Origin of the sequence: Flavobacterium salilacus subsp. salilacus, from assembly GCF_004634195.1 — a bacterium.
GTDB classification, from domain to species: Bacteria; Bacteroidota; Bacteroidia; order Flavobacteriales; family Flavobacteriaceae; genus Flavobacterium; species Flavobacterium salilacus.
This window is the reverse complement of record NZ_SKBP01000001.1, coordinates 244,654-259,455: the sequence shown is the minus strand read 5'-3', so window position 1 is coordinate 259,455 and position 14,802 is coordinate 244,654. Positions and strand designations below refer to the sequence as shown.

The window sequence follows — 14,802 nt, the reverse complement described above, 5'->3', positions numbered from 1 at the left end:
TTGAAAGAAAATTATATTTTGAACACATTTTACAAGATGAATACCTACTATTAGGTAGCAATTGTATCCTCAAAATGTTTTAGATTTGATATTGCTTATTAACTAAAAAATTACTGAATATGGAAAATGATACTTTCAGGGTAGGGTTGTGTATGGCAGGGGCGGTTTCTGCCGGAGCCTATACAGCCGGAGTAGTAGATTATTTGCTTGAAGCCTTACAAGAGTGGGAAAAGCAACGAGGAAATCCCGGTATACCTACTCATAAAGTAGCAATACCTGTTATTGGCGGAGCTTCGGCAGGAGGGATGACAGGTATAATTACTGCATCGGCATTAGAAGATGAAATAACACCCGTTCCTGTTCCACAACAAAAAGATATACTGAAAGAACATCCTGAAAACAGGTTTTATAACGCTTGGGTCGATCTTTTAGGAGAGGATATGTTTGTAAAAATGTTAGGCACATCGGATATAAAAAAGAATGATAATGTGGTAGCATTGCTCAACTCCCAATTTATAGATGAAATTGCCGACAAAGTGACTACAATAGACCATGGCAGACCCAAACCGCCTCGTGCCTATTTTGAAACTCCTGTTAAAATATTTACTACACTCTCCAACCTTAAAGGGTTTGATTATAATGTTGATTTTAATGCTGATGTGAGCAGAGAAAAATATGTAATGACGGTGCATAATGATTATGCCTGTTTTGGGCTGTATGATACTCCCGAGGAAAAAGCAAAAATAGAGGAAGGGTGGATTCCGTTGAGCTTCAGGAATAACGATAATGTGGAAACCGCAAAGGATGCGGCTATGGCTACCGGTGCTTTTCCTATTGGTTTGGAATCCAGAGAACTGAACAGGAAGGCTAATGACGTGTATAAATCCAAATGGCTGAAGAATTATTTTCCAAACGCCGAGGACAGTACGGCAGATTATAAAACGTTGAATGTTGATGGGGGGATGATTAATAATGAACCTTTTGAAAAGGTAAGGGAGGTACTGGATGATATTACAAAAGCCCAATCTTCTAAAATTAAAGACGATGAAGTTGTTAAAATGAATACGGATTATAACACCTTTGTTAATACCGTTTTAATGATAGACCCGTTCCCCAGCAAGTCGAAAGATGATAAAACGGCATTTAGTTTTGAAAAAGATATGCTTTCTGTTTTCGGAAAATTGCTTACAGCCGTAACCAATCAGATGAAAGTGAAGCCGGAAGATTATATGCTTGCTATGCAGGAAGGATATGCCGGTCAGTTCCTGATATCGCCCTCCCGTTTTTTTAAAGATCCCGACGGCAACACAGTAGATGCCTTTGGCGAAAATGCCATTGCTTGTGGTACACTGGCAGGCTTCGGAGGTTTTATAAGCAAGGAGTTCAGGGTGCACGACTATTATTTAGGTCGCTTTAACTGCGAAATATTTTTAAGAGATTATTTTACGGTACCTGAAGAGGCGCTTACTAAAAACCCGATTTTCAGGAATGGCTATGCCGGTATAAATATTGAAGATTTTAAATCATCAAAAGATAATTACTATCAGATAATACCCATTTTCTCCAAACACCCCGGCGAAGATTATTTCCCTATGCCCACATTTAGCAATGGCAGCAACTGGCCTGTTATTAAAGAAGATGTTATAGATAAACTAAAACCCCACGTAAAACGCAGGGTTCAAAAAGTTACTATTAATATCGTTAAGCTAAATTTTGTTAACAGAGCCTTACTATTTATCGGTAGCAAGGTAGTTTTAAACAGAATGCTGACTGATAAAATAATAAATTCGATAAAGGAATCAATGATAACGTGGAAACTTATGGATAAAAAATAACAGCGATTATATCGCGGTAATTTTTTTCAGTTCGGCAATGGTAGCAACAGGATTATCCGATTTAAAAACATAGTTACCTGCCACCAATACATCTGCCCCTGCTGTTACCAGCTTGGCTGCGTTTTTATCACTCACACCGCCGTCTATCTCTATAAGGGTAGGGGCGTTGTGTTTCATAATAATCTCTTTTAGTTTAGTAATCTTGGCATACGTATTTTCTATAAACGACTGCCCGCCAAAACCCGGATTAACGCTCATCATGCAAACCAGGTCAATGTCGTTTATAACATCTTCCAAAAGGTTCACATTAGTATGTGGGTTTAATGCAACACCTGCTTTCATGCCTTCGGCTTTTATAGCCTGTAGCGTGCGGTGCAGGTGGGTACAGGCTTCGTAGTGTACCGTTAAATTGGTAGCTCCAAGCTGTGCAAAAGTTTTAATGTACTGGTCAGGGTTTACAATCATGAGGTGTACATCAATGGTTTTTTTGGCATGGCGGGTAATAGCTTCCAGCACCGGCATGCCAAAAGAAATATTAGGTACAAATACGCCATCCATTATATCGATATGAAACCAGTCGGCATTGCTGTTATTTATCATTTCGATATCGCGTTGCAGATTAGCAAAATCTGCCGAAAGTACAGACGGGGCTATTAGTGTATTTTTCATCATTAAGTGTTGTGTGTTTATTTTGCAAAGATACTCTTTATGGTCGTAAAGTCATAAAGTAGAAAGTTGTAAAGTACAATACATAAAAACGGTCTTTAAGAAAAACTAAAACCAATTACGTCAGGATATATAAAAGAAAAACTCCGGTAATCAGCCGGAGTTCAATCATCAATCAAAAAACGAACAGTTATTGAACTGTAAGTACGTTATATATTTTTATTCGTTGAATTGCAATATTGTGCAGCCAAAATACAAATTATAAACAAATTATAAAATTAAGAATATAATTTTTTACACTTTTTAACGTTACCCAAGGTACGTTTTAAGAATTTTGCTGCGCGAGGTGTGTTTTAATCTTCTGATAGCCTTTTCTTTAATTTGGCGAACACGCTCGCGGGTAAGGTCAAAAGTTTCACCTATTTCTTCAAGCGTCATAGGATGTTGGTCTCCTAAACCAAAGTAAAGTCTTACAACATCAGCCTCACGAGGGGTAAGTGTTTCAAGAGCACGCTCTATTTCGGTGCGAAGTGACTCGTGTATTAATTCACGATCCGGGTTTGGCGATTCGCCTGAACGCAGTACATCGTACAAGTTAGAATCTTCTCCTTCAACAAGTGGCGCATCCATAGATAGGTGACGCCCTGAGTTTTTCATACTCTCCTTAACATCGTTAACGGTCATGTCAAGCTCTTTGGCAATTTCTTCTGCCGAAGGCGCACGCTCGCTGCTTTGCTCAAGCAAAGCATACATCTTGTTAATTTTGTTAATAGAACCGATTTTGTTAAGCGGAAGACGTACTATACGCGATTGCTCGGCAAGTGCCTGAAGTATCGACTGACGAATCCACCATACGGCATACGATATAAATTTAAAACCACGAGTTTCGTCAAAACGTTGTGCGGCTTTAATAAGCCCCAAGTTACCTTCGTTAATAAGGTCGGGAAGGGTTAATCCTTGGTTTTGATATTGTTTTGCTACCGATACTACGAAACGCAGGTTGGCTTTTGTAAGTTTTTCGAGTGCTCTCTGGTCTCCGGCTTTTATACGTTGTGCTAATTCTACCTCCTCATCCGCTGTAATTAAATCTACTTTTCCAATTTCCTGAAGGTACTTGTCTAAAGATGCAGTTTCCCTATTGGTTACCTGCTTGGTGATTTTAAGTTGTCTCATTTAATAAAAATCCTGACTAATTTAAGTATGTATGTGAGTAGTTATACGTAGCGGGATACAAAAAAGTTACACAGGAGCAACAATTTTTTAATTAAAAAATGTATTCGTCTTACAATCTGTTGGTTATGTTTTTTTATTAGAGGAATAAAAAGCTATGAATAGGTTGGAATGACAGCATAAAAAAATCCCTGCCGTAATAGCAGGGATTTTATTTTTTATTGTGTTATTAAAAGTCAATTTAATAACATGGATTTATTTTAAGTGAGTTTGCCTAAAATTCCGGGTAATTGTTTGCCTTGCGCTTCAAATACGGCTTTTAGCCATAAGGGAAACAAAAGAGGCACTACAATGTATGATAACTTGTTAAACTCCCATGCGGCTTCAAATTCAAAATGTATAAAGTGCATTACTGCCCTTGTCATTCCGCATGCGTAGCACTCTATACCGGCTAATGATTTGGAAAGGCAAATACTTTCGCCCTTATCAAAAAAATCAGCAGGTAAAAAAAGTAAAACTACAGGAGCCAGAATAGTTACCCATACCCTTGTATAAAAGACAACTTTTCTTAACATTCTCTAATTAAAGGGTTTTAGAATATTTTCCGTCTTTAGGTTGAAGGTCACCGGTAATGATTCTGATAAGGTCAATAAGAGCCCAGATACCACAACCACCAAGAGTTAGTAACTGAACGATACCTTGCCAAGTGTAACCAAGGTAAAAACGGTGAATACCAATACCACCTACAAAGATAACAAGTAGTAACGCGATAAGCTGGCTTTTACCACTTGCGGCAGCAGCAGGAGAGCTTAATTCGTCATTTTCCTCTTCAACAACTGTTACATTGTCAGTTGTAGTTCTTTGCACAGGGAAAGAAGCATAAGTTGCAGTTATTGAAATCATCAATAGTGCAATCATCGAAAATAATAATTTTAATTTCATGGATAAATGTTTTAAGTTTGTGCCAAATATATAAAAAACTATAAATGAAAAACATACTTTTTTTAACTTTCTTTATGATTTCTACAACATTTTTTTCACAAGAAAAATATGAATATTATGGAGGGGTTAAGTTAAATGGTAAGGATGAGACAATTATAGCCTACAGATTAGTGTTTACAGAGCAGGATGGTAAAATTTCAGGGTACTCCGTAACAGATCTTGGCGGGGCTCATGAAACTAAAAATATCGTAAAAGGGACATATAATTCTAAAAACAAAGTTTTTACATTTAGAGAAGAAGATATTTTATACACCAAATCGCCAATAAGTGATGATATGTTTTGTTTTATCAACTTTAGCGGAAAGGTAAAATTAGTTAATGATAATAGTGCTCTTGAAGGAGATTTTAAAGGGCTTTTTAAGAATAATGAGAAGTGTATTGACGGTACAATTACACTTATAGGATCAAAAAAAATTGATAAGGCACTTAATAAAATCAACAAAAAAATACAGCGATCTAAGAAAGTTGACGAAGAAACGAAGCGAAAAGTAAACCCGATAGCTATTTTAGACAGCCTTAAAGTGAATACACTTATTAAAGATCAAAACCTGAATGTTTTTGCAAAATCGGATAAAGTACACTTGGAAATTTGGGATGCGGGAAAAGAAGATGGTGATATGATAATGGTTTACCTTAACGATAAGCCTTATTTAAACAATTATAAAATAACTAAAAAGAAAAAGGTTATTACGATTGATCTTAAAACAACTAATGTATTTAAAATAACAGCGGTTAATGAAGGAGATGTTAAGCCAAATACAGCAATGATGCAGCTTATAGATAATGATCGTGTTTTTGAGTTGATGTCTAATCTTAAAGAAGGAGAAAGTGCATCTATCACGATTTTAAAAAGTGCCGGAAAATAACCCGGAAAGGCTTATAATCAAATTATATAAAATAAAAAAGACCGACAATCGTCGGTCTTTTTTATTTTGAAATCCTACAGGTGTAAGCCGATTTGGATTTACGACTCGCTGGTATCGCTATCGTTACCCTCTCTGCGTTCCCTGTTGTTATCTCTGTCTCGTGAGTTTCTGTCATCTCTACCTCGGTTATCCCTGCCTCTGTTGTTATCTCTCGGGCGGTCATCTCTTGGTCCTCTGTCTTCTCTCGGAGGTCTGTTCTCATCCCTTGGCGGGCGTGGTAACAATGCCTTTCTCGAAACTTTCTCTTTTCTTGTTTTAGGGTCTATACCAATGTATTTTACATCAAATATATCGCCCATATTAACAACATCCGTTACATTTTCAGTACGTTCCCAAGCTAATTCACTTACGTGAAGCAATACTTCGTTACCCGGAGCATCCATATACTCTACCACAGCACCAAAGTCAAGCATTTTTACAACTTTTACGCTGTATGTTTCTCCAACTTGCGGTTTAAATATAATAGAGTCTATTTTGCGCAGTACCATATCAATACCTTCAGGGCTTGTACCCAGTATTTCAACTTCTCCCTGCTCATCAACTTCGTTAATAACAATAGTAGTACCCGATGCTTTTTGAAGTTCTTGTATTACTTTTCCTCCGGGTCCTATAAGCGCACCTATAAACGCACCCGGTATGGTTACTTTTATAATTTTAGGAGCATAACGCTTAACTTCTTCTCTTGGTTGAGCAAGAACTTCGGTTAGTTTGCCTAATATGTGAAGGCGACCTTCTTTTGCCTGCTCAAGGGCTTTCTCCATGATATCATAAGCAAGACCTTCAATTTTAATATCCATCTGGCAGGCAGTAATACCATCTGCGGTTCCGGTTACTTTAAAGTCCATATCGCCTAAGTGGTCTTCGTCACCAAGGATGTCAGATAACACCGCCCAACGACCTGTTTTCTCATCAGAGATAAGTCCCATGGCAATACCCGATACCGGTTTTTTCATTTGTACACCGGCATCCATAAGTGCAAGTGTTCCTGCACATACTGTTGCCATAGATGATGAACCGTTAGACTCCAATACTTCTGATACGATACGTATAGTATATGGATTTTCCTGTGGTATCATGTTTTTAAGCGCACGTTGTGCAAGGTTACCATGCCCAACTTCGCGTCTTGATGTACCTCTTAGCGGTTTTGCCTCTCCTGTAGAGAAAGGAGGGAAGTTGTAATGCAGGTAGAATTTTTCTTCTCCCTGATCAGTAGGTAAGTCAATAACGTTAGCCTCGCGGGATGTACCCAGTGTTACTGTTGCCAGTGCCTGTGTTTCTCCCCTTGTAAACAGGGCAGACCCGTGTACTGACGGTAAGTAATCTACCTCGCACCATATTGGGCGTATCTCGTTCGTTTTTCTTCCGTCAAGACGAAGTCCAAGATCAAGAATTACATTTCTTACCGCTTCTTTTTGCGATTTAGAAAGATATTTACCAATAAGGTCGGCATTTTCAAGTAGCTCTTCTTCTGTAAAGGCTGCTTTTATTTCCTCTTTAATAAGAGAGAATTTTTCGGAGCGCTCTTGTTTTGAAGAACCTTCCTGCGCTATGGCAAAATATTTTTCGTAAGATAGTTCGCGTACTTTAGCATAAATAGCTTCGTCATTTCTTTCCTCTTCATACGTTCTTCTTTCTTTGCCTACGGCAGCTTTCAGTTTTTCTTGGGCTGCAATCTGTAATTTAATGGCTTCGTGGGCAAATTTAATTGCCTCAACCATTTCTTTTTCAGATATTTCCTTCATTTCGCCCTCAACCATAGCAATAGACTCTGCTGAAGCACCTATCATCATATCGATGTCAGACTCGGCAAGTTGTGCTTTGCTTGGATTGATTATAAACTCGCCGTTTACTCTCGCTACGCGCACCTCTGATATAAGTGTGCTGAACGGAGCGTCAGATACGGCAAGTGCTGCCGATGCTGCAAGTCCTGCCAATGCATCCGGCATTACCTCTTCGTCATGCGACATTAATTGTATCATTACCTGCGTTTCGGCATGGTAATCATTAGGGAAAAGCGGGCGCAGTACACGATCCACTAATCGCATAGTTAGTACTTCACTGTCGCTTGGTCGTGCCTCGCGCTTAAAGAAACCTCCCGGAAAACGACCCGCGGCCGCAAATTTTTCGCGATAATCAACGGTTAATGGTAAGAAGTCAACACCCGGGCTTGCCGTTTTTGCCGATACCACTGTAGCAAGTAGCATGGCATCTCCCATACGTACTACTACAGCGCCATCAGCCTGTTTGGCAAGTTTCCCTGTCTCGATCGAAATACTTCTTCCATCTCCCAGATCGATAATCTCTCTTGTTACATTTGGAATCATAAATTCTAATACTTTTGATTAAACAATGGGTTTTAGTTGTGTTGTAGTTGTTGTTGTGTAGTTGTTTTAAACCCAATGAAAAACCAAAACTTTTTCTGCATTATCTAAAAACAAAAAGAGGCGCGCAGGCACCTCTTTTCATCTCGATTATTTTCTGATGTTTAATTCTTTGATAATCTCACGATACCTGTTGATTTCTTTTTTCTTCAGGTAGTCAAGCAGGCTTCTTCGTTTACCTACCAGTTTTACAAGAGAACGCTCTGTATTATAATCATGACGATTTTTTTTCAGGTGCTCTGTAAGGTGGTTGATTCTGAATGTGAATAGCGCGATTTGACCTTCTGCCGAACCTGTGTTGGTTGCAGCTTTACCGTGCTTTTCAAAAATTTCTTGTTTAACTTCTTTAGTTAAGTACATGCCAATATTATTTAAATAATTATTATGTATATTCAGGATTTTCCTGATTGGCTGCAAAGGTAATTATATTTTTTATATTGGCAATAGGTTATTTTATTATTGCGTTTTTGTAACAATTTTATTTAAAAGCATTACTTTTTAAACATTTTTGCTACTTCATTGTTTACAAATTCGAGGAAGCGCTCGTCATTTTCGGTAAAAGCATCAATCACGTTAGAGTCAATATCAATCTGCCCTATATTTTTACCGTCAACAAAAAGAGGTATTACAATTTCTGATTTTACAGAAATACTGCATGCTATATAGTTATCTTCTGCATTTACATCAGGTACTACATAATTTTTATTGGAAACCGCCACTTGTCCACAAATGCCTTTACCGAAAGGTATAACGGTATGGTCAGTAGGTTCGCCTGCATAGGGACCTAAAATTAGTTCTTCTTTATCGCCATTTCTAAAGTAAAACCCTACCCAGTCATAATAGTCTATATTATCTTTAAGCATGTGGCATAGCTGCAATAACTTTTCGTCACGCAGACCGTTATTTTGGTACAGTATATTGGTTACTTTTGGTTTTAGCTCTTCAAATGTCATTTTTGTATATTTCTTTACTACAAATGTATTTATTAAACCTCATTTTATTTTACTTATTTTTGTTAAAAATTATCTAATGAGTGTCTGGCAAAAAAACCGTCCTTTTTTTCTTTTTCTCATTAAGTTCGGGTTGAGTTACCTTATACTTTCGGTACTTTATTCATTATATCTGAGGCAGTTTGATGCAGAAAACTTTGAGGTTGACGGTATGACTACATTGGTAGCAGAACAGTCTGAATATATTGTAGAGTTAATAGGGAAAGAAGCACATATAAAACCCCATTTAAAAGAAGCATCCTATGTTTTTTATGTAAATAACGATAGTGTTGCCCGAATTGTTGAAGGGTGTAACGCCGTTAGTGTAATGATACTGTTTACCGCTTTTATTATTGCATTTTCAACTACTTTTAAAAGAACATCCCTATACATAATAGCAGGAATAGTAATAATACATATTTTAAATATAGTGCGTATAGCCTTGTTAGGGCTTGGTTTTTATTACTACCCCCAATATGAGGAGCTAATGCACGATATACTTTTCCCGCTGTTTATTTATGGTGTGGTGTTTGCACTATGGGTAGTGTGGGTAATGAAACTTTCAGGAAATGCAAAAGAAGATAAAGCTTAACGCGGGTACTATAGCTGCTATAATGGTATTGCTTGTACTGATTATATTAGTGAGGGTTTTTCAGGAACAGCTATTTTATGATCCTTTCCTTGCTTTTTTTAGAGCAGAATCGAAAGAATTGCCACTATACGACAATCTTAAACTCTTCGGAGGGTTGGCTTTTCGATACCTGCTCAATACGGTATTATCATTAGCCATAATTTACCTTGTTTTTAAAGACAAGGCAATTATAAAAATTTGTACTGTATTATATATCCTTTTTTTTATAGCACTTGTAGCGGCATTTTATATAGTGCTCAGTACAGATGAAGTCGATATGTTATTGTTATTCTATATCAGGCGTTTTTTAATACAGCCTTTATTCTTAATACTCTTTATACCTGCTTTTTATTATCAAAAAAAAGTACGTTCAGAAAATTTTTCAGGTAAATAGCTGTTATATAAACAGTAAATAACTAATTTTGCATACTATGCAATTAAAAAAGCACATAAGTTTCGTTTTGTCCTTCCTGATATTGGTAGCCAATATGGGGCTTGCGCTTAATGTGCATTATTGCAAAGGTCAGATTTCCGAAGTTTCTTTTGCTTATAAAGTACAAGAACCTTGTAACGACCATCATGCAAAAGAGGCAAGAGCATGTTGTGGTATGGCTCAAGACAGCCATAAAAGCTGCTGTAAAAACGACCTTGTAAAACTGAAAGATAAGGCAGACAATCTCATCATTGTAAAATCATTACAATTAGACCTTGTCAATTTTTGCATCATAAATGAATGGAAGCCCATTGCGTTTTATGGTACAACCCCTGTAGTAAAAAAGCAAACTCCCGCTTTTTATTGCGAGACCAACGCACCGCCACTCTTTAAACTCTATTGCCGTTATACCCTGTACGCCTAAGTAATGTTATAATCTTTTATCCACATTGTGGAACAAAATTATTATTAACATTACATACTATTATATGCGTAAAATATTTTTAATTTTATTTTTATTTACTGCTGCCTTTGCACAGGCACAGGAAACCATTAGCGGAAAAATACTGGACGACAAAAAACAACCGCTGCCCGGTGCAAGCCTATACTGGCTTAACACCACTATTGGTACATCTACTATAGAGGATGGTACTTTTAACCTGCCTTACAGCTCTGAAAATACACAACTTGTAATAAGCTATATCGGTTTCCGTACTGATACACTAAGTATAGCTTCGCCCAACTATATAACCTATACCATGAAACTTTCAAGCGGTAAAGAACTGGATGAAGTGGAGGTAACAAAAAACAGAAAAAGTTTGGAGCGGTCGTATGTAAAAACGGCTAATGTATCGAACATGGGTAGTAAAGAACTGCTGAAAGCTGCCTGCTGTAATATAGGCGAAAGCTTTGAAACCAACCCTTCTATAGACGTTAACTTTTCGGATGCACTTACAGGTACACGCCAAATAAAAATGCTGGGGCTTACCAGCCCGTACCTGCTTATTGCAGAGGAAAACATACCTGCTGTTCGCGGTGCATCTCAGGCTTATGGGTTGTCGTTCGTGCCGGGTACATGGGTAGAGAGCATACAGATAACCAAAGGTGCCGGTTCTGTGGTTAATGGATATGAGAGTATATCGGGACAAATAAATTATGAACTTCTTAAGCCTGTAAATGACATTCCGTTTTTCCTGAATGCCTATGGTTCTACAGGTGGACGGTTTGAGTTGAACACGCACTTTAACAAAAAAGTGTCTGACAAGTGGAGCAGCACCCTTTTTGTACACGGTAATACCCGTGTGGCAAAAAATGATATGAATGATGACGGTTTCCTGGATAACCCATTGGCAAAACAGGTAAACGTAATGAACCGTTGGCAATATACTGATGCCGAGAAAGGTTGGGTAAGTTTCATTAATGCACGCTATATGCGTGATGAAAAACAAACAGGCGAACTTGATTTTGATCCGGACAGGGATAAACTTACCACAAACTACTGGGGTTCTGAAATTAATACTGATAAATTAGACCTTTCGGCAAAATTTGGGTATGTTTTTCCTGATATGCCATTTCAGAGTATGGGGATACAAACGGCTTACAACTGGCACAAGCAGGAATCTTATTTTGGTTTGAAACAATATGATATCGACCAAAAGAGTTTCTATTCTAACCTGATTTTCAACTCTATTATAAATAATACACTCAATAAGTTTTCGACAGGAATTAACTTTACCTACGATAACTATGATGAGTTTGTAAACACTACAGATGTAGGCAGAATAGATAACTCGGTAGGTGCATTTTTTGAATATACGTATGATAATACCGATAACTTTAGTATTGTTACAGGGGGGCGTTTTGATGTGCACAACCGTTTAGGCGCTTTCTTTACACCCAGAATGCACCTTCGCTATAACCCTTGGAACAAAGCGGTGCTGCGAGCTTCGGCAGGCAGAGGTAAACGAGCAGCTAATATATTTGCTGAAAATCAAGCCTATTTTGGCAGTTCGCGTGAGTTAAATATTTTAAACAGTGGCGGTAAGGTGTACGGGCTTGACCCTGAAATTGCCTGGAATTATGGCGTCAGCTTTATGCAGGGCTTTACACTATTCAATAAAAATGCAGAATTTGTTGTCGATTTTTATAGAACAGATTTTGAGAACCGTGCAGTGGTTGATGTATTTGCTTCACCACAGCAGGTACAGTTTTATAACCTTGAAGGAGCATCATCGGCTAATAGCTTACAATTGGAGTTAAACTATGAGATAACCCATCACTTCAATATCCGTACGGCTTATAAGTACTATGATGTTACTACCGACTATACTTCCGGTACTGCCGAAATGCCATTGCAGTCAAAACATAGGTTTTTCACCAATGTAGGCTATGAAACCCACGTGAAAAAAGGCGGTAAGCAATGGAAGTTCGACTTTACCTACAATTGGCTGGGCAAACAGCGTTTGCCTTATACGGGCACTAACCCTGTGCAGGAACAAATGGGCAATTATTCACCTGCTTTTTCGTTAATGAACGCACAAATAACACGTACCTTTTCCGGCGTTTTTGAAGTATATGTGGGTGGAGAAAATATAGGTAACTACCGTCAGGATAAAGCAATTTTAGGAGCAAGCGATCCTTTTGGTCCCTATTTTGATACTTCTATAGTATATGCGCCTGTTTTTGGGCAGATGTATTATGCCGGATTACGATTTAAGATAAAGTAAATCAGAAAATTTTTTATATTTAAAAACTATTAACTTACATACTATGAAAAAAATATTTTTATTAATGCTTGTTATGCTGATGGGATTAACAATGCAGGCACAGGAGAAAAAGAAGAAAAACGCCAAGTATAATATAGAAGTAAAAGGCAACTGCGAGATGTGTAAAAAACGTATCGAGAAGGCTGCTTTTGGCGTTTCGGGTGTTAAGTATGCCGATTGGCATGCCGACCATCAGGATATCCACCTTATTATTGATGAGAACAAATGCAGTATAGATGACGTGCGCAAGGCTATAGCCAAAACAGGTCATGATACTGATACTGTGAAAGCTAAAGATGAAGATTATGAAGGCTTGCACAATTGTTGTCAGTATGACAGGGGGTAAGCAATAAATATCATATAAAAAAAAGAGGCTGTCTCAAAAGTGTCATTCTGAACGTAATGTGATGGAGTTAAGAATCTCAATCGTTTAATAGATAAAAGATTCTTCCTTCGTCAGAATGACAAAAATGCTTATTTAAGCACTTTTGAAACAGCCTCTTTTTTTTATGGTTATTTAGAACTATAGGCTTGATAGTTTTTATGAAAAGCTTAATTTTAGGGTTCGTTTCTATCGGTTTTTGTATAATAACTGCATCTTTCAAAATAAAAATCAAACAATCAGAGAATGAAGAAAACTAAACTTTTTGTAATGCTATGTGGCTTAATGATACTATTACCACAAACCGCTAAAGCACAGGAAATTTTTAAAGACAGAAAATTATACCTTAATGAAGATGGCAGTAATTACGTTAAGTTTACTTTTCTTACCCAGGCATGGTTAAGAAATATGCAATACAATCCCGGCACAACAATAAATGATGTAGAACGCAGCAGCGGTACTGATATAGGCATACGCCGATACAGGATACAGATGTATGGGCAGCTTACGGACAGGGTTTTTGCTTATGGGCAGTTTGGCGAAAATAATTTTAATGCAATATCCGACAGGAAAGCAGGTTTTTTTGTACACGATGCCTATGGCGAATATGCTATAGATAAAGAAAAGCTGTCTATGGGTATGGGGCTTTCGGCATGGAGCGGGCTGTCTCGTTTTTCATCGCCATCGGTAGGTTCTATATTGGGTATTGATGCACCGTTGTTCCTGCAAAGCACTAATGATGTTACCGATCAGTTCCTGAGAAAATTATCTGTTTTCGCAAAAGGTAAATTGGGTAGGTTAGATTACCGCTTGGCATTAGCACAGCCTATGGATATTACAAAATCTTCAAATTACAATCCCGTCATCAGCGAAGACATAGCCGGTTTTTCCTCCAATCCGCCCGAAATGCAATGGAACGGGTATTTTCAGTATCAATTTAAAGATAAAGAATCGAACATGACGCCCTATAATGCCGGTACTTATCACGGTAAGAAAAAAGTATTTAATATAGGAGCAGGGTTTATTTATCAAAAAGATGCCATGTGGCATTTAAATACGGTTAATGATACCATAATGAGTAATATGGTGCACCTTGCTGCCGATGTTTTTTATGATGCTCCTACAGGAACAAACGGAGAGGCTGTGAGTATATATGGTAATGTAACGCACTATGATTTTGGTAAAAATTACCTGCGCAATGCCGCTGTAATGAACCCTGCCAACGGAAGTAATAACCCAGATGTGTTGAATGGCAGCGGTAATGGTTTTCCTATGTATGGTACTGGCACAATATTTTATGCACAGGCAGGGTATAAGTTTAAAGATAACCTTATAGGCAAAACTACCTTATTACCTTATGCATCTTTGCAGCATGCCGATTATGAAGGGCTAAACGACCCAATGGATTTTTTTGATGTAGGTGTAAACTGGCTTCTGGAGGGGCACACCTCTAAGTTTACCGTAGCTTATCAAAGTCGCCCTGTATATGATTCTATGGGTGACAAAACGGATAGGCGAGGTGCTGTGGTAGCACAATATCAGGTATATTTTAATTAAGCTGGTTTTTAATATAAGCGAAAAGTTCACATCGCGTCATTCTGAACGCAATGTAATGAAGTAAA

Annotated in this window: 15 protein-coding genes; 8 read left to right on the top strand and 7 right to left on the bottom strand. The window is 37.8% G+C overall.

What is annotated here, in order from left to right; translation table 11 throughout:
- The first annotated feature begins 119 nt into the window (after positions 1 to 119).
- Positions 120 to 1,835 (top strand): patatin-like phospholipase family protein, encoded by a 1,716-nt coding sequence (locus E0W68_RS01305; protein WP_135217598.1) that lies wholly within the window; start codon positions 120 to 122, stop codon positions 1,833 to 1,835.
- A 6-nt stretch (positions 1,836 to 1,841) separates the two neighbouring features.
- Here E0W68_RS01305 and rpe read toward each other — a convergent pair whose 3' ends face one another.
- The 4 genes from rpe to E0W68_RS01285 form a co-directional block, all read right to left on the bottom strand.
- Positions 1,842 to 2,504 carry a ribulose-phosphate 3-epimerase gene (gene rpe, locus E0W68_RS01300; RefSeq protein ID WP_135217597.1) on the bottom strand — a complete coding sequence of 221 codons (663 nt, stop codon included), beginning with the start codon at positions 2,502 to 2,504 and terminating at the stop codon, positions 1,842 to 1,844.
- A 306-nt stretch (positions 2,505 to 2,810) separates the two neighbouring features.
- Positions 2,811 to 3,674, bottom strand: a complete 864-nt coding sequence (locus E0W68_RS01295) for a sigma-70 family RNA polymerase sigma factor (RefSeq protein WP_114677033.1) — start codon at positions 3,672 to 3,674, stop codon at positions 2,811 to 2,813.
- Between the two features lie 257 nt (positions 3,675 to 3,931).
- Complete coding sequence (locus E0W68_RS01290; RefSeq protein ID WP_135217596.1) at positions 3,932 to 4,246, bottom strand: DUF2752 domain-containing protein; 315 nt, start codon at positions 4,244 to 4,246, stop codon at positions 3,932 to 3,934.
- A gap of 7 nt (positions 4,247 to 4,253) precedes the next feature.
- Positions 4,254 to 4,613 (bottom strand): TM2 domain-containing protein, encoded by a 360-nt coding sequence (locus E0W68_RS01285; RefSeq protein ID WP_135217595.1) that lies wholly within the window; start codon positions 4,611 to 4,613, stop codon positions 4,254 to 4,256.
- A gap of 44 nt (positions 4,614 to 4,657) precedes the next feature.
- Here E0W68_RS01285 and E0W68_RS01280 point away from each other — a divergent pair, with 44 nt between their 5' ends.
- Positions 4,658 to 5,539 carry a hypothetical protein gene (locus E0W68_RS01280; RefSeq protein WP_135217594.1) on the top strand — a complete coding sequence of 294 codons (882 nt, stop codon included), beginning with the start codon at positions 4,658 to 4,660 and terminating at the stop codon, positions 5,537 to 5,539.
- Between the two features lie 98 nt (positions 5,540 to 5,637).
- On the opposite strand, the gene E0W68_RS01275 is transcribed toward E0W68_RS01280, so the two are convergent.
- The 3 genes from E0W68_RS01275 to E0W68_RS01265 form a co-directional block, all read right to left on the bottom strand.
- Positions 5,638 to 7,923 (bottom strand): polyribonucleotide nucleotidyltransferase, encoded by a 2,286-nt coding sequence (locus E0W68_RS01275; protein ID WP_135217593.1) that lies wholly within the window; start codon positions 7,921 to 7,923, stop codon positions 5,638 to 5,640.
- A gap of 147 nt (positions 7,924 to 8,070) precedes the next feature.
- A complete protein-coding gene (gene rpsO, locus E0W68_RS01270; protein ID WP_135217592.1) occupies positions 8,071 to 8,340 on the bottom strand; it encodes a 30S ribosomal protein S15 in 270 nt (89 codons plus the stop codon).
- A 131-nt stretch (positions 8,341 to 8,471) separates the two neighbouring features.
- Positions 8,472 to 8,933 carry a GAF domain-containing protein gene (locus E0W68_RS01265; RefSeq protein WP_135217591.1) on the bottom strand — a complete coding sequence of 154 codons (462 nt, stop codon included), beginning with the start codon at positions 8,931 to 8,933 and terminating at the stop codon, positions 8,472 to 8,474.
- A gap of 76 nt (positions 8,934 to 9,009) precedes the next feature.
- On the opposite strand from E0W68_RS01265, the gene xrtF reads away from it, so the two are divergent.
- From xrtF to E0W68_RS01235, 6 genes are all read left to right on the top strand, one after another.
- Entirely contained in the window at positions 9,010 to 9,561 is a 552-nt protein-coding gene (gene xrtF / locus E0W68_RS01260; RefSeq protein WP_225990311.1) for an exosortase family protein XrtF, read from the top strand.
- Complete coding sequence (locus tag E0W68_RS01255) at positions 9,539 to 9,994, top strand: exosortase F system-associated membrane protein (RefSeq protein WP_135217589.1); 456 nt, start codon at positions 9,539 to 9,541, stop codon at positions 9,992 to 9,994. The genes xrtF and E0W68_RS01255 overlap by 23 nt, the downstream gene beginning before the upstream one ends.
- Positions 9,995 to 10,031: 37 nt before the next feature.
- Positions 10,032 to 10,457 carry an HYC_CC_PP family protein gene (locus E0W68_RS01250; protein WP_135217588.1) on the top strand — a complete coding sequence of 142 codons (426 nt, stop codon included), beginning with the start codon at positions 10,032 to 10,034 and terminating at the stop codon, positions 10,455 to 10,457.
- 64 nt (positions 10,458 to 10,521) lie between these two features.
- A complete protein-coding gene (locus E0W68_RS01245; RefSeq protein ID WP_135217587.1) occupies positions 10,522 to 12,759 on the top strand; it encodes a TonB-dependent receptor plug domain-containing protein in 2,238 nt (745 codons plus the stop codon).
- A gap of 43 nt (positions 12,760 to 12,802) precedes the next feature.
- Positions 12,803 to 13,144, top strand: coding sequence for a heavy-metal-associated domain-containing protein (locus E0W68_RS01240; RefSeq protein WP_135217586.1), 342 nt, complete (start codon positions 12,803 to 12,805; stop codon positions 13,142 to 13,144).
- A 282-nt stretch (positions 13,145 to 13,426) separates the two neighbouring features.
- The gene (locus tag E0W68_RS01235; RefSeq protein WP_135217585.1) at positions 13,427 to 14,737 is read left to right on the top strand and encodes a hypothetical protein; all 1,311 of its coding nucleotides are present in this window, start codon (positions 13,427 to 13,429) and stop codon (positions 14,735 to 14,737) included.
- Positions 14,738 to 14,802 lie beyond the last annotated feature (65 nt).

Bases quoted from the DNA above. Each gene is read 5' to 3' on its own strand.
- E0W68_RS01285 (WP_135217595.1), bottom strand. From the start codon at position 4,613: ATGAAATTAAAATTATTATTTTCGATGATTGCACTATTGATGATTTCA.
- E0W68_RS01295 (WP_114677033.1), bottom strand. From the start codon at position 3,674: ATGAGACAACTTAAAATCACCAAGCAGGTAACCAATAGGGAAACTGCA.
- E0W68_RS01240 (WP_135217586.1), top strand. From the start codon at position 12,803: ATGAAAAAAATATTTTTATTAATGCTTGTTATGCTGATGGGATTAACA.
- E0W68_RS01250 (WP_135217588.1), top strand. From the start codon at position 10,032: ATGCAATTAAAAAAGCACATAAGTTTCGTTTTGTCCTTCCTGATATTG.
- xrtF (WP_225990311.1), top strand. From the start codon at position 9,010: ATGAGTGTCTGGCAAAAAAACCGTCCTTTTTTTCTTTTTCTCATTAAG.
- E0W68_RS01235 (WP_135217585.1), top strand. From the start codon at position 13,427: ATGAAGAAAACTAAACTTTTTGTAATGCTATGTGGCTTAATGATACTA.
- E0W68_RS01290 (WP_135217596.1), bottom strand. From the start codon at position 4,246: ATGTTAAGAAAAGTTGTCTTTTATACAAGGGTATGGGTAACTATTCTG.
- rpe (WP_135217597.1), bottom strand. From the start codon at position 2,504: ATGAAAAATACACTAATAGCCCCGTCTGTACTTTCGGCAGATTTTGCT.
- E0W68_RS01245 (WP_135217587.1), top strand. From the start codon at position 10,522: ATGCGTAAAATATTTTTAATTTTATTTTTATTTACTGCTGCCTTTGCA.
- E0W68_RS01275 (WP_135217593.1), bottom strand. From the start codon at position 7,923: ATGATTCCAAATGTAACAAGAGAGATTATCGATCTGGGAGATGGAAGA.
- E0W68_RS01280 (WP_135217594.1), top strand. From the start codon at position 4,658: ATGAAAAACATACTTTTTTTAACTTTCTTTATGATTTCTACAACATTT.
- E0W68_RS01255 (WP_135217589.1), top strand. From the start codon at position 9,539: ATGCAAAAGAAGATAAAGCTTAACGCGGGTACTATAGCTGCTATAATG.
- E0W68_RS01265 (WP_135217591.1), bottom strand. From the start codon at position 8,933: ATGACATTTGAAGAGCTAAAACCAAAAGTAACCAATATACTGTACCAA.
- rpsO (WP_135217592.1), bottom strand. From the start codon at position 8,340: ATGTACTTAACTAAAGAAGTTAAACAAGAAATTTTTGAAAAGCACGGT.
- E0W68_RS01305 (WP_135217598.1), top strand. From the start codon at position 120: ATGGAAAATGATACTTTCAGGGTAGGGTTGTGTATGGCAGGGGCGGTT.